This window comes from Achromobacter mucicolens, assembly GCF_902859725.1.
GTDB lineage: Bacteria > Pseudomonadota > Gammaproteobacteria > Burkholderiales > Burkholderiaceae_B > Achromobacter > Achromobacter mucicolens.
The window spans coordinates 294,638-307,615 of sequence record NZ_CADIJP010000004.1; the positions used below are offsets into that span (position 1 = coordinate 294,638).

The following is a 12,978-nucleotide window of genomic DNA, read 5'->3' on the forward strand; positions in this document are numbered from 1 at the left end:
GGCCCAACCCCGACGAGCCGCGCGCTGTCCGGGGGCAAAACTGTTTTAGAATCCCGGTCATGGAATCCCGCCTTCTCGACATCCTCGTTTGCCCCTTGTGCAAGGGCCGCCTCGAACACGACCGCCAGCAGGCCGAGCTGATCTGCCGCGCGGATCGCCTGGCCTTCCCGATACGCGACGGCATTCCGGTCATGCTGGAGTCCGAAGCGCGCGCGCTGGACGACGCCGCAGCCCCCCGCTGACCGCCGCATCGTGAGCTTCATCGCCATCATTCCGGCGCGCACCGCCTCGACCCGCCTGCCCGACAAGCCGCTTGCCGACATCGCCGGCAAACCCATGGTCGTGCGCACCGCGGATCGCGCCGCGCTGTCGGGCGCCTCGCAGATCTTCATCGCGACCGATGACCTGCGCGTGCAGCAGGCGGTGCAGGCGCACGGGCTGCGCGCCCTGATGACCCGCGGCGACCACCCCACCGGCACGGACCGACTGGCCGAGGCGGTCGAGCAACTGGGCCTGCCCGACGACGCGATCGTCGTGAACGTGCAGGGCGACGAGCCCCTCATCGAACCCGAACTCATCGACGCAGTCGCCGCCAAGCTGCAGGCCTATCCGCAGGCAGACATCGCCACCTGCGCGTGCCCGCTGGCCGACGCCGAGGCGCTGTTCAATCCCAACGTCGTCAAGCTCGTCTGCGCCGCGGACGACCGCGCGCTGTACTTTTCGCGCGCCCCCATTCCGTGGGCGCGCGACGCGCTGGCGGGCGGCGCACGCGTGCTGGCCGACGGCCTGCCCGCGTGGCATCACATCGGCCTGTACGCCTACCGAGCCTCGTTCCTGCGCCGGTTCCCCACGCTGCCGCAAGGCACGCTGGAACGCTTCGAATCGCTGGAGCAACTGCGCGCCATGGAGCATGGCCACACGATCGTCGTCCATCGGGCGTCGACGCCTCCTGCAGGCGGGGTAGATACCCCGGCCGACCTGGAGCGCGTCCGCTTGATCTACAGCAAACCGATATAAGGGTTATTTCGCATGGCGCAGCCCCGCATTGGCTGCTGCGTTGCGGCATAATCCCCCGGATCACAAAAAATAAACCCCTTCAGGAGCACTCATGCGTCTTATCTTGCTCGGACCCCCCGGCGCCGGCAAAGGCACCCAGGCTGCGTTTCTAACGCAGCACTTCGGCATTCCCCAAATCTCCACCGGCGACATGCTGCGCGCCGCCGTGAAAGCGGGCACCCCGCTGGGTATTGAAGCCAAGAAGGTCATGGACGCCGGCGGCCTGGTTTCCGACGAGATCATCATCGGCCTGGTGCAAGACCGCCTGACGCAGCCCGACTGCGCCAACGGTTACCTGTTCGACGGTTTCCCCCGCACGATCCCGCAGGCCGACGCGCTCAAGAGCGCCGGCGTCAAGCTGGACTACGTCGTGGAAATCGCCGTTCCCGAAGAAGACATCATCGAACGCATGAGCGGCCGCCGCGTGCACCAGCCCAGCGGCCGCAGCTACCACGTGCGCTTCAACCCGCCCAAGACCGAAGGCAAGGACGACGTCACCGGTGAAGACCTGGTCCAGCGCGACGACGACCGCGAGGAAACCGTGCGCCACCGCCTGTCGGTTTACCGCGAACAGACCCGTCCCCTGGTCGACTACTACTCGGCCTGGGCGCAGCAGGATCCCGCCGCCGCCCCCAAGTACCGCAAGATCTCCGGCGTGGGCGCGGTCGACGAAATCAAGTCGCGCCTGTTCGAAGCCGTTCAAAGCTGATCGGCGCCTCGACGGCCCAAAGGCCTTCGGCGCCGGCCGGACGCACCGCGTTCCGGCCCTGGCCCGAAGGCCTTGTCGCATCCGGCGCCCGGCGCGCCGCCTCCCTTCCCTTGAACTGATCTGGTGGTACACACATGGAAATCGCGAACAAGGTATTCATCGTTACCGGCGGCGCATCCGGCCTGGGCGCCGGCACCGCCCGCATGCTGGTTGAAAACGGCGCGAAGGTCGTCATTGCCGACCTGCAGGACGAGCCCGGCGAAGCCCTCGCCAAGGAACTCGGCCAGCGCTACGTGCACTGCGACGTAACGCAGGAAGCCGACGGCAAGAAGGTCGTGGCCGCCGCGCTGGAACTGGGCTCGCTGTTTGGTCTGGTGAACTGCGCGGGCGTTGCCCCCGCCGCCAAGATCGTCGGCAAGAACGGCGCGCATCCGCTGGACCTGTTCCAGAAGGTCGTGTCGATCAACCTGATCGGCAGCTTCAACATGATGCGCCTGGCCGCCGAAGCCATGAGCGCCAATACGCCCGAGCCCACCGGCGAGCGCGGCGTGATGATCAACACGGCGTCGGTTGCCGCGTTTGACGGCCAGATCGGCCAGGCGGCCTACGCCGCCTCCAAGGCGGGCGTGGCCGGCATGACGCTACCCATTGCACGCGACCTGGCCAAGACCGGCATCCGCTGCATGACCATCGCCCCGGGCATTTTCGGCACCCCGATGATCTTCGGCATGCCGCAGGAAGTACAGGATTCGCTGGCCGCCAGCATCCCCTTCCCCGCACGCCTGGGCCGGCCGGAAGACTACGCCAAGCTGGTCCACAGCATCATCACCAACGACATGCTCAACGGCGAAACGATCCGTCTGGACGGCGCCATCCGCATGCCGCCGAAGTAAATCCAGCGCAATGGCCGGCCCGCCTGGGCCGGCCGTGCTGGCGGCCGGCATTCCGTCCCCACCCTCCGCGGCGATCCGGCCCGCATTCTCTTCAGTAGTCATCCATGAGCCTGTTCCGTTCGGCCGCCACGGTCAGCAGTTTCACGTTGCTGTCCCGCATTTCCGGCCTGGTCCGCGACATCCTGGTGGCCCGCGCCTTTGGCGCCGGCCCCATTACCGACGCGTTCTGGGTTGCCTTCCGCATTCCCAACCTGCTGCGCCGCCTGTTCGCCGAGGGCGCCTTCGCCCAGGCTTTCGTGCCCATCCTGGGCGCCGCGCGCAACAACCGCTCCGAAGACGAAGTCCGCACGCTGCTGGACCGCGTCGCCCTGCTGCTGACCGCCGCATTGATGCTGGTCACGCTGATCGGCATCATCGCGGCGCCCTGGGTGGTGTCGGCGATGGCCAGCGGCCTGCGCGGCGCGGCGCGCGACACCGAATTCGGCGCGGCGGTCTGGATGACGCGGATGATGTTCCCCTACATCCTCTGCATGTCCCTGATCGCCTTCGCGTCCGGCGTGCTCAACACGTGGCGCCGCTTCGCGGTCCCGGCCTTCACGCCCGTGCTGCTGAATCTGTCCATGATCGGCGCCTGCATCTGGCTTGCGCCGCGCATGGACGTGCCGGTGTATGCGCTGGCGGTCGGCGTCATGATCGGCGGCGTGGCGCAACTGGCCGTTCAGTGGGTCGCGCTGGCGCGCCTGGGCCTCACGCCGCGCTTTTCGCTGCGCTTTGGCCAGGCCTGGGCCGATCCCACCGTGCAGCGCATCCTCAAGCAGATGGCGCCCGCCACGCTGGGCGTATCCGTCGCGCAGATCTCGCTGCTCATCAACACCAATATCGCCACGTGGCTGACGCCTGGCAGCGTGACGTGGCTGTCGTTCGCCGACCGCCTGATGGAATTTCCCACGGCCCTCCTGGGCGTGGCGTTGGGCACCGTCCTGCTGCCAAGCCTGTCCGCCGCGCACGCCCGCGACGATCACGGCGGCTACAGCGCACTGCTTGACTGGGGACTGCGCCTGGTCCTGCTGTTGGGCCTGCCCGCCGCCGTCGGCATGGCGCTGCTGTCCGATGGGCTGGTCGCCACGCTGTTCCATTACGGCGCCTTCGACGCCCAGGACGTATTGCAGACCCGCTTGGCGGTGATCTCCTACTCGGCGGGATTGATCGGCCTGCTTGCGGTCAAGATCCTGGCCCCCGGGTTTTACGCCAAACAGGACATCCGCACGCCCGTGAAGATCGCCATCGCCGTGCTGGTGGTGACGCAGCTGCTGAACGTGGCGCTGGTCCCCACGCTGGCGCATGCCGGACTTGCCCTGGCCATCGGCCTGGGCGCGTGCCTGAATGCCCTGGCGCTGTTGATCGGCCTTCGACGCCGCGGCGTCTACCAGCCGGGCGCCGGCTGGACGGCATTTGCCCTGCGCCTGGTGCCCGCCCTGGCGGGACTGGCCGCGTTGCTCTGGTATGCGGACACCCGCATCGATTGGATCGCCCTGCAGGCGCATGCCGGCCAGCGCGCGCTCCTTTTGGCCGGGGTGCTGGCCGCCAGCGGCGTGGTGTATTTCGGCATGTTGTTACTGTTTGGATTTCGTCCCAGGGACTTCGGACGACGCCCGAAGCCGTAATTCCCCCTTTTTGGGCTACATTGCCATCCAAAAGCCGGCCAAACGCCGGCTTTTCGCACTAAATTCGTCAAGAATTGACAAGCAGGCCGTAATCTTTGGTAAAAAACCTTTATGATTTAAAAATTGCGACTGAGAGGACCCCCTGCTGGCCCCGGCTGGCGGGAATATGAAGTGAAGTACGCCCAAGGACAACCCATGGCGGACCAGGTGATCAATTGGCTGCTATTGCTGCGCTCTGGCAAAGCAACGGCCCAGGACTACAACGACTTCCTGGCGTGGCGAGCGGCCGACCCTGTCCATGAGAACGCCTGGCAGCAATTGACGGGCACCCTGGCGGGATCGTCGTTCGGCCGGCTTGGCGATGTTTACGCCACCGGCAGCGGCGGCGCCTCGGGCGCGGCCCCCTCGCTGATCCCTCCCCCGCCCGCGGCCATCATGCCGCCCCGCCGCCGATTCCTGACTGGTGCGCTTGCGCTCGCCGGTACGGGCGCGGCCGCCGCTTACGTCGGCAACGCCTTCTACCCGCTGAACAACGTCGCCGCTGACGCAGCCACGGCAACGGGCGAACGCCGCCGCTACCTGCTGTCCGACGGCAGCCAGCTCCTGCTCGACGCCCGCAGCCGCGTCGACCTGGATTTCACAGCCGCGTACCGCCAGGTCCGGTTGCTCGATGGCGCGGTCACCGTGTCCGTCGCGCCGGACGCCCGCCGTCCGTTCCTGGTCCAGACGGCGCAGGGCACGGTCCGCGCACTGGGCACCCGCTACATGGTGCGCCAGCAGGCGCAGCGCACGGTCGTGGTCGTGCACGAGCACGAAGTCGAAGTCGAGACCATGTCGGGCGCTCACGGCACCATCCGCGCCGGCACCGGCGCCCGCTTCGACAATGCCCGCATGGACACCCCCCGCGCTGAACTGATGGCCGAAGCCGCCTGGGAGTCTGGTTGGGTGGAGGCCCGCGGCCGCCCGCTGACGGAAGTCATCGCCGCGCTGCGCCCCTATCGCAGCGGCACCCTGCGCGTGTCGATGGCCGCCGGCGGCCTGCCCGTGTCGGGGCATTTTCCGCTGGACGACACCGACGCCGCGCTGGACAGCCTGCAGAATCTGATGCCGATCCAGGTGCGCCGGTTCACGCCGTGGTTCGTGTCCATCAGCGTCGCGGCCTGACAACGACGGCCACGAAGGTCTGCCGGGCGCGGCGCTTTCCGTTGTATACTACGCACCGTGTTTTTATCCAGTAGGCGCCGCGAATTTTCCTCGCGTTTTCAAGAGGATCAATCGCAAGGGTTCTCCAACCCGGGAATTCTTCCCAGCAGCGCCCTCCCGCCCGGTTGACGGGCGCTCCATCGGTTGAAGCGACATTAAAAGCTTGCATTCCCCACGGGGCTTGCTACAATGTTCGACTTTGCCGAATTCAACTTACAAAGCAACATGGCCAATACCGCCCAAGCCCGCAAGCGCGCTCGCCAATCCGTTGAGCGCAACAAGCACAATTCCAGCCTGCGCTCGATGCTGCGCACCGCCATCAAGCGCGTTCGCCAATCCATCGCCGCTGGCGACAAGGCTGCGGCTGGCGAAGTGTTCCAGAAGGCCACCAGCGTGATCGATCGCGTGGCTGACAAGAACATCATCCACAAGAACAAGGCTGCTCGCCACAAGAGCCGCCTGGCTGCCGCCATCAAGGCGCTGGCCTAAGCCATTCTGCCGCCCCGGTTTTCGGGGCGTCACGAATACGGCAAATGAAGAAGGATGCCCGCGGGCATCCTTTTTTTTGTTGGCTGCAGCCACTGCCCTCTACGCGCCCTGCGCGGATGCCAGCTTGCCCTCGATGTCGGCAGCAGCATCGCGCAGCGACTCCATGAAGGCCTCGACCAGCGGGTTGCCGGGTCGATGTTCCGGAAACACCACATTGACGCGGAACGGAAACGACCGCGTCAGCGGCCGGATGTGCAACCCCCGCCCCACGAAGTCCAGCGCCGTCAGCGGATTGACGATGGCCACGCCCAGCCCCTGACGCACGAACGTGCAAACCGATACCGCCGTGGGCGTTTCCACGATGGACCGGGGCAGCACGCCCGCCTGGGCGAATGCTTCGTCGATCTGGACGCGGTAGGGATCGTTGGCGGACAGGCTGACGAAGGCCTGCCCTTCGAAATCGGCCAAGCCGAGGGCCGAGCGGGCCAGCAGCGGATGGCCGTCAGGCAGCACGCAGACCTCATCAACCTGAGTCAGCAATTCCAGCCGCGTGCCGGCGGGAGCCGAATCCTGCTCGGTCAGGCCCAGATCGTAGCGCTGCGCGGTCAGCCATTCTTCCAGCAGCGGCGACTCCTGCGTTTCGACCGACAGGCTCACCCCGGGGTGGCGGCCGTGAAAGCGCAGAAACGCATCGGGCAGGATCGAATGCGAGAACGCCGGCAGGGAGATCACCGAGAGCTGCCCTTCGCGGAACGCGCGCAGACGCGCCGCGGCGGACGCCACGCGCTCCAGGCCGGCGTAGGACTGCCTCACCTCTTCAAAGAGGGCCAGCGCGGGCCTGGTAGCCCGCAGACGCCCCGCGACGCGTTCAAACAGCGCGAAGCCGATGGTCTGTTCCATCCGCGCCAGCTCGCGGCTGACGGTTGGCTGCGACGTGTTCAGAAATTCCGCCGCGCGGGTCACGCTGCCGGCGATCATCACGGCACGAAAGACTTCGATGTGGCGATGCGTCAGCATCCCAACTCCATATCAGGAATGAATCGATCCCGAAAATCAAAGCATTTTACTGGATGACGTAGGGCAGGCATCATGCCGCCTTCGATTCACTTTCCTCACGGTTCCGCTTCCATCATGACCTTCGATCCGCGCCAGCTCACCCAACTTGCCGCCGAACACGGCACGCCGCTCTGGGTGTACGACGCCGCCGTCATCCGCGAACGCATTGCGCAATTGCGCCGCTTCGATACGATCCGCTACGCCCAGAAGGCGTGCTCCAACCTGCACATCCTGCGCCTGATGCGCGAGCAAGGCGTGGTCGTGGACGCCGTGTCGCTTGGCGAAATCGAGCGCAGCCTGGCGGCCGGCTTTGACCCGCGCAGCGAACCCGAAGGCATCGTCTTCACGGCGGACCTCCTCGACCACGCCACGCTGGCCACCGCGCTCAAGCACGGCATCACGGTCAACGCCGGGTCGCTGGACATGCTGGACCGCGTGGGCAAGGCATCACCGGGCCATCGCGTCTGGCTGCGCATCAACCCCGGCTTTGGCCACGGCCATAGCAACAAGACCAATACCGGCGGCCCGCAAAGCAAGCACGGCATCTGGATCGGCGACGTGGCCGAGGCTATTTCCATCGTGCGCCGGCACGGCTTGAAGCTGGTGGGCGTGCACATGCACATTGGCTCGGGCGTCGACTACGGCCATCTGTCCAGCGTGTGCGATGCCATGGTGGACGTGGTGAAGTCGCTGGATCACGACATCGAGGCCATCTCGGCGGGCGGCGGGCTGTCGATCCCCTACCGCGATGGCGAGCCGCGCATCGACTGCGACCACTACTTCTCGCAATGGGATGCGGCGCGCCAGCGCATCGCAGCGTACCTGGGGCATGAGATCCGCCTGGAGATCGAACCTGGGCGGTTCCTGATCGCCGAATCCGGCGTGCTGGTCGCAGAGGTGCATGCCATCAACCGCCGTCCCGAGCGTGATTTCGCGCTGGTCGACGCGGGCTTCAATGACCTGATGCGCCCGGCCATGTACGGCAGCTATCACCGGATCTCCGTGCATGCGCCGGACGGCTCGCATCCGCAGGACGCGCCTGAAACGCGCATCGCGGTGGCCGGTCCGCTATGCGAATCGGGCGACGTGTTCACGCAGAACGAAGGCGGCGTCATGTCCGACCAGTTGCTGCCGCGTCCGCGCATCGGCGACTTCATGGTCTTTCACAACGCCGGCGCGTACGGCTCATCGATGTCCTCGAACTACAACAGCCGCCCGCTGGCGCCCGAAGTCCTGCTGGACAAGGGCGAGGCGCGCCTGATCCGCCGGCGCCAGACCGTCGCGGAGCTGCTGGCGCTGGAGGCTTGAGCGAACCTGGGCTTCAGGTGGGGAACGCCTCGCGCAACGCGAAGGTTGCCTGCTTGAACACGCCCAGGTCGGTGCCCACGGCCACGAAGTGCATGCCCATGTCCAGGTAGCGCCGCGCGTCGGCATGCACGGGCGCCAGAATGCCCACGGCCTTGCCCTGCGCGGTCACCCGCTGGTACAGATGGCGGATCGCTTCCTGCACCTCGGGGTGGCCGGGATTGCCCAGATGGCCAAGCGCCGCCGCCAGATCCGACGGGCCGATGAACACGCCGTCCACGCCCTCGACGGCGGCGATCTCATCGACGGCCTCGATGCCAGGACGGCTTTCGATCTGCAACAGCACGCAGATGTTGTCGTTGATCGTGTGCAGGTAGTTGGGCACCGTACCGTAACGGTTGCTGCGCTGCGCGCCCGCCACGCCGCGCATGCCTTGCGGCGGATAACGCGTGGCGGCCACCGCGCGGCGCGCGTCCTCTTCGGATTCGATGAAGGGAATCAGCAGGTTGTAGAAGCCGATATCCAGCAGGCGCTTGATCTCGACCGGATCGTTCCAGGACGGACGGCCGACGGCCGCGCTGGCGCTGCCCTGCAGGGCCTGCAACTGCTGCAGGAACATCGGCACCTCGTTGGGCGAATGCTCGCCATCCAGAAGCAGCCAGTCGAAATCGGCCAGGCCGACGAGCTCGGCGGTAATGTGGCTGGACATGCACATCCAGAATCCGATAAGCCGTTCGCGGGCCAGGATGCGCTGCCGGAAACGATTGGGAAGAGGTGAGTTCATTGCCGCCTTCATGTCAGAAAAAAATGCCGTGTCTCCCGGACGATCGGCATCAATGGATCTCGGGTTCGCCCGCGGGCGCGGCGCGCTCCTCGGACTGCAGAAAATCGAAGTCGCACCCGGTGTCGGCCTGGCCGATGTGCTTGAGATACAGCACGCCGTAGCCGCGCTCGAAGCGGGGCGGCGGCGCTTGCCAGGCCGCACGCCGCTCGGCCAGTTCCGCGTCCGGAATCAGCAGGTCCAGCCGGCGGTTCGGCACGTCAAGCGTGATGCGGTCGCCGTCCTTGACCAGCGCCAGCGGTCCGCCCACATACGATTCGGGAGCAACGTGCAACACACAGGCGCCATAGCTGGTGCCGCTCATGCGCGCATCGGAAATGCGCACCATGTCGCGCACGCCTTGCTTGAGCAGCTTTTGCGGGATGGGAAGCTGCCCCCATTCCGGCATGCCCGGCGCGCCTTGCGGTCCGGCGTTCTGCAGCACGATGACGCTATCGGCGTCCACGTCCAGATCCGGATCGTCGATGCGCTCGGCCATGTCGTTGTAATCCTTGAAGACGACGGCGCGGCCGGTGTGCACCTGCAGGCGCGCCTCCATCGCGGGCGGCTTGATCACCGCGCCATCGGGCGCAAGATTGCCGCGCAGCACCGCCAGGCCATCGCGTTCGATGAGCGCCTGCGCCCGCGGACGGATCACATCCTCGTTGAAGATGCGCGCCCCCGCGATGTTCTCGCCCAGCGTGCGGCCATCCACCGTGCGCTGGGCGGTGTCCAGCAGGTCGCCCAGCTGCACCAGCATCGCGCGCAGGCCCCCGGCGTAGTAGAAGTCTTCCATCAGGTACTTGCCCGCCGGCCGCAGATTGGCCAGGACGGGCGTGGTGCGCGCCAGGTGATCGAAGCGGTCCAGGTCCAGCCCGAAGCCGCTGCGGCGCGCCATGGCGATCAGGTGCACCACGGCATTGGTCGAGCCCGACAACGCCAGCACGGTGCGCACGGCGTTGTCATAAGAGGCCGCGGTCAGCAGGTCCGAGGGCTTCAGGTCTTCCCAGACCATCTCGACGATGCGCTTGCCCGTCAGGCTGGCCATCTGCGCATGGCGTGAATCCGGCGCGGGGATCGACGATGCGCCCGACAGGCACAAGCCCAGGGCCTCGACCGCGCCCGTCATGGTGGACGCCGTGCCCATCGTCATGCAGTGGCCGGGCGAGCGCGCGATGCCGTCTTCCACACCCTGCCAGTCTTCCTCGGTGATGTTGCCCGCGCGCAGTTCCGCCCAATACTTCCAGGTGTCGGACCCCGAGCCCAGCGTGTTGCCATTCCAGTTGCCGCGCAGCATCGGCCCGGCCGGCACGAAGATGGTGGGCAGGTCCATCGACACCGCGCCCATGATGAGCGCCGGCGTGGTCTTGTCGCAGCCGCCCATCAGCACGCAGCCATCGGCGGGATACGAGCGCAGCAGCTCCTCGGTCTCCATCGCAAGCAGGTTGCGGTAGAGCATCGTCGTGGGCTTCTGGAAAGGCTCGGACAGGCTCATCGCCGGCATCTCCACCGGAAATCCGCCCGCCTGCCAGATGCCGCGCTTGACCTCTTCGACACGCTGCTTGAAGTGGCTGTGACAGGGGTTGATGTCGCTCCAGGTGTTGATGATGGCAATCACCGGCTTGCCGGCGTAATCGGAGCGGTGATAGCCCATCTGCGCGGTCCGCGACCGGTGGCCGAAGGACCGCAGGTCCTTCACGCCGTACCAGCGGTGGCTGCGCAGGTCTTCGGGTTTCTTGCGATTGTTGGAATGGCTCATGTCTCGCTTCCTCTGCTCTGTGGCGGGGTCAATGCGTGTTCATACCATAAGACGCCCCGTCGGGGCGCGACCGCCAAGACGGACTCAGGCGGGATCAAGCAGGTACGGCGTGCCGGCGCGCTCGCAGATGCCGCGCAGGCGTTCGGCCAGTGCAGCGGGAATCGGAATGCCTTCGCGCAACCGGCGCACGCGCTCGGCCGCTTCGGGCTCGCCGGCCACCAGCACCGGTTCTGAAGGATCGGCCGGCGGCGTGTCGTGCATGGCGTCGATCATGTCGTCCATGTCCGACTCGAACGACCCTGCCGCGCGGAAGGCGTCAGGATTGAGCGCGAGAAAGAAGTGCCCGACGTCGTCGGGCTCACCAGGACGGCGCGTGGCGGCGCGACGGGCCGCGAACGCGCTGCCGCTGAGCGTGCCGCCCAGGATCTGCGCCATCATCGCCAGACCATAGCCTTTGTGGCTGCTCATGGCGGTTGTGCCACCCAACGGCGTGAGGCCGCCTTCCGGGCGCTTGAAGATGAATTGCATCGCGGCGTCCGCGTCCGTGACCGGCGCGCCCTGCCCGTCTACCGCCCAGCCCGGCGGCAAGGGCTTGTCCAGGAAGTCGTAGACCTTGACCTTGTTGGCCGCCACGGTGGTCGTGGCCATGTCGAGCACGAAGGGCTCGTTGTAGGCCGCGGGCGCGCCGAACGCGATGGGATTGGTGCCCAGCATCGGCATCGCGCCGCGCGTGGGGACCATGATGACGCCGTTGACGCTGCTGGTGACCAGCCCGACCACGCCGCGTTCGACCGCGATGCGCGCGTAGACGCCCGCCGCGCCGAAGTGATGCGAGTTGCAGACCGAGACGGCACCCACGCCATGTTCCAGGGCCTTGTCAACGGCCAGGTTCATGGCCTGCGCCGCCACCGGATAGCCCAGCCCGCCCATGCCATCGATCAGCGCGCTGGCGCCGCTGTCGCGCACGACGCGCGCGCGAGCGTCCAGCCGCAGCGTGCCGGCGCGCCATTTTTCCTCGTAGGCGGGCAGCATGGAGATGCCGTGCGAATCGATGCCGAAGAGGTCCGTGCGCGCCATCAAGCCCGCCGTGGTGTGGGCCAGATCCTCGGCCATGCCCCACGCCATCAGCACCTGCAAGATCTGCTCACGCACCTCTTCCACCGGCACGGCCGTGGCGTTTGCTCCGTTCCCTGACACTGTCTGTCTCCTGTTGTCTTGTTGTGTGGCGGGCGGCGTTGGGGGCGTCAGTCCCGGTCCCGGTCGACCAACCTGTGACGGGCCTGGCCCAGATGGAACTGCATCGCGACGCGCGCGCGTTCCCCGTCCTGTTCGCGGATCGCATCCAGGATGGTCGCGTGCTCGTCCACGACGCGCTGCGCGCGCTGGCGCGAACCCGTGCGCGTCAGATTGAGCGTCAGGCGCATGAAACCGCTGATGGATTCATGGATGCTTTCCAGCACGCCCAGATAGAAGTCGTTGCCGCTGGCCTCGGCGATGCTGGCATGAAACGCCAGGTCCGCTTCCGCCGACACCTGGCCCTTGGCAAGCGTATCCGCGAAAGCGGCATGCGCCTCGGCGATCTTGCCCAGCTGTTCGTCGGTGCGCCGCAAGGCCGCCAGGCGCGCGGCGTCGCCTTCAAGCGCCACGCGCACCTCTTGCGCGCGCAGATAGGCGCCGACATTCTGCACGTCGTTGAACGCCTTCAGGCGCGGCGCGGGCTGGTGGCTCACGAAGGTGCCCAGACCCTGGTGGGCGGTGATGAGGCCGTCGGCGCGCAGCCGCAGCAAGGCTTCGCGCACGACCGGCCGCGACACGCCGTAGCGTTCGGAAATTTCGTTTTCGGAGGGCAGCTTGTCGCCGACGTTCAGTCCGCCGGAGACGATCTGTTCGAAGATCTGGCCGTAAAGCTGGTCCGCCAGCCGTACCCGGTGCCCGCGTTCCAGCACCGGCGCGGCGGACGCCTCCGGTTCGCCGGACGCAGTCGGCGCGGGTTGGGGGGATGCTTTGGGTCGAGCCACGTAACC

The 12,978-nt window shown here is 66.9% G+C and carries 13 protein-coding genes; 8 read left to right on the forward strand and 5 right to left on the reverse strand.

The window, feature by feature from the left end:
- Positions 1-59 precede the first annotated feature (59 nt).
- The 7 genes from HV786_RS06670 to rpsT all read left to right on the forward strand — a co-directional run bounded on the left by HV786_RS06670 (position 60) and on the right by rpsT (position 6,014).
- Positions 60-242, forward strand: coding sequence for a Trm112 family protein (locus HV786_RS06670; protein ID WP_056324258.1), 183 nt, complete (start codon positions 60-62; stop codon positions 240-242).
- Between the two features lie 10 nt (positions 243-252).
- On the forward strand, positions 253-1,017 hold the full coding sequence (gene kdsB, locus HV786_RS06675) for a 3-deoxy-manno-octulosonate cytidylyltransferase (protein ID WP_142054661.1): 765 nt from the start codon (positions 253-255) through the stop codon (positions 1,015-1,017).
- Between the two features lie 91 nt (positions 1,018-1,108).
- Positions 1,109-1,765, forward strand: coding sequence for an adenylate kinase (gene adk, locus HV786_RS06680; RefSeq protein WP_056324253.1), 657 nt, complete (start codon positions 1,109-1,111; stop codon positions 1,763-1,765).
- A 134-nt stretch (positions 1,766-1,899) separates the two neighbouring features.
- The gene (locus HV786_RS06685; protein ID WP_056324250.1) at positions 1,900-2,658 is read left to right on the forward strand and encodes a 3-hydroxyacyl-CoA dehydrogenase; all 759 of its coding nucleotides are present in this window, start codon (positions 1,900-1,902) and stop codon (positions 2,656-2,658) included.
- A gap of 104 nt (positions 2,659-2,762) precedes the next feature.
- Positions 2,763-4,322: a murein biosynthesis integral membrane protein MurJ gene (gene murJ, locus HV786_RS06690; protein ID WP_056324247.1), complete on the forward strand. Its 1,560-nt coding sequence runs from the start codon at positions 2,763-2,765 to the stop codon at positions 4,320-4,322.
- A 195-nt stretch (positions 4,323-4,517) separates the two neighbouring features.
- Positions 4,518-5,486 (forward strand): FecR family protein, encoded by a 969-nt coding sequence (locus HV786_RS06695; protein ID WP_128828543.1) that lies wholly within the window; start codon positions 4,518-4,520, stop codon positions 5,484-5,486.
- Between the two features lie 264 nt (positions 5,487-5,750).
- Positions 5,751-6,014, forward strand: coding sequence for a 30S ribosomal protein S20 (rpsT, locus tag HV786_RS06700; protein WP_043542310.1), 264 nt, complete (start codon positions 5,751-5,753; stop codon positions 6,012-6,014).
- A gap of 99 nt (positions 6,015-6,113) precedes the next feature.
- Here rpsT and HV786_RS06705 read toward each other — a convergent pair whose 3' ends face one another.
- The gene (locus HV786_RS06705; RefSeq protein WP_128828544.1) at positions 6,114-7,031 is read right to left on the reverse strand and encodes a LysR family transcriptional regulator; all 918 of its coding nucleotides are present in this window, start codon (positions 7,029-7,031) and stop codon (positions 6,114-6,116) included.
- 114 nt (positions 7,032-7,145) lie between these two features.
- Here HV786_RS06705 and lysA point away from each other — a divergent pair, with 114 nt between their 5' ends.
- Positions 7,146-8,378 (forward strand): diaminopimelate decarboxylase, encoded by a 1,233-nt coding sequence (gene lysA / locus HV786_RS06710; protein WP_128828545.1) that lies wholly within the window; start codon positions 7,146-7,148, stop codon positions 8,376-8,378.
- Positions 8,379-8,391: 13 nt separating this feature from the next.
- Here lysA and garL read toward each other — a convergent pair whose 3' ends face one another.
- The 4 genes from garL to HV786_RS06730 form a co-directional block, all read right to left on the reverse strand.
- Positions 8,392-9,159, reverse strand: a complete 768-nt coding sequence (garL, locus tag HV786_RS06715) for a 2-dehydro-3-deoxyglucarate aldolase (RefSeq protein WP_128828546.1) — start codon at positions 9,157-9,159, stop codon at positions 8,392-8,394.
- Positions 9,160-9,208: 49 nt separating this feature from the next.
- Complete coding sequence (araD, locus tag HV786_RS06720) at positions 9,209-10,954, reverse strand: L-arabinonate dehydratase (protein WP_128828547.1); 1,746 nt, start codon at positions 10,952-10,954, stop codon at positions 9,209-9,211.
- 84 nt (positions 10,955-11,038) lie between these two features.
- A complete protein-coding gene (locus HV786_RS06725; RefSeq protein ID WP_175210370.1) occupies positions 11,039-12,151 on the reverse strand; it encodes an Ldh family oxidoreductase in 1,113 nt (370 codons plus the stop codon).
- Between the two features lie 47 nt (positions 12,152-12,198).
- Positions 12,199-12,900, reverse strand: coding sequence for a FadR/GntR family transcriptional regulator (locus tag HV786_RS06730; protein ID WP_175210411.1), 702 nt, complete (start codon positions 12,898-12,900; stop codon positions 12,199-12,201).
- Positions 12,901-12,978: the final 78 nt, after the last annotated feature.

What these genes read in the sequence shown, in the direction of transcription:
- murJ (WP_056324247.1), top strand. Translation starts at nt 2,763, where the DNA reads ATGAGCCTGTTCCGTTCGGCCGCCACGGTCAGCAGTTTCACGTTGCTG.
- rpsT (WP_043542310.1), top strand. Translation starts at nt 5,751, where the DNA reads ATGGCCAATACCGCCCAAGCCCGCAAGCGCGCTCGCCAATCCGTTGAG.
- HV786_RS06705 (WP_128828544.1), bottom strand. Translation starts at nt 7,031, where the DNA reads ATGCTGACGCATCGCCACATCGAAGTCTTTCGTGCCGTGATGATCGCC.
- HV786_RS06695 (WP_128828543.1), top strand. Translation starts at nt 4,518, where the DNA reads ATGGCGGACCAGGTGATCAATTGGCTGCTATTGCTGCGCTCTGGCAAA.
- araD (WP_128828547.1), bottom strand. Translation starts at nt 10,954, where the DNA reads ATGAGCCATTCCAACAATCGCAAGAAACCCGAAGACCTGCGCAGCCAC.
- HV786_RS06685 (WP_056324250.1), top strand. Translation starts at nt 1,900, where the DNA reads ATGGAAATCGCGAACAAGGTATTCATCGTTACCGGCGGCGCATCCGGC.
- lysA (WP_128828545.1), top strand. Translation starts at nt 7,146, where the DNA reads ATGACCTTCGATCCGCGCCAGCTCACCCAACTTGCCGCCGAACACGGC.
- HV786_RS06670 (WP_056324258.1), top strand. Translation starts at nt 60, where the DNA reads ATGGAATCCCGCCTTCTCGACATCCTCGTTTGCCCCTTGTGCAAGGGC.
- adk (WP_056324253.1), top strand. Translation starts at nt 1,109, where the DNA reads ATGCGTCTTATCTTGCTCGGACCCCCCGGCGCCGGCAAAGGCACCCAG.
- garL (WP_128828546.1), bottom strand. Translation starts at nt 9,159, where the DNA reads ATGAACTCACCTCTTCCCAATCGTTTCCGGCAGCGCATCCTGGCCCGC.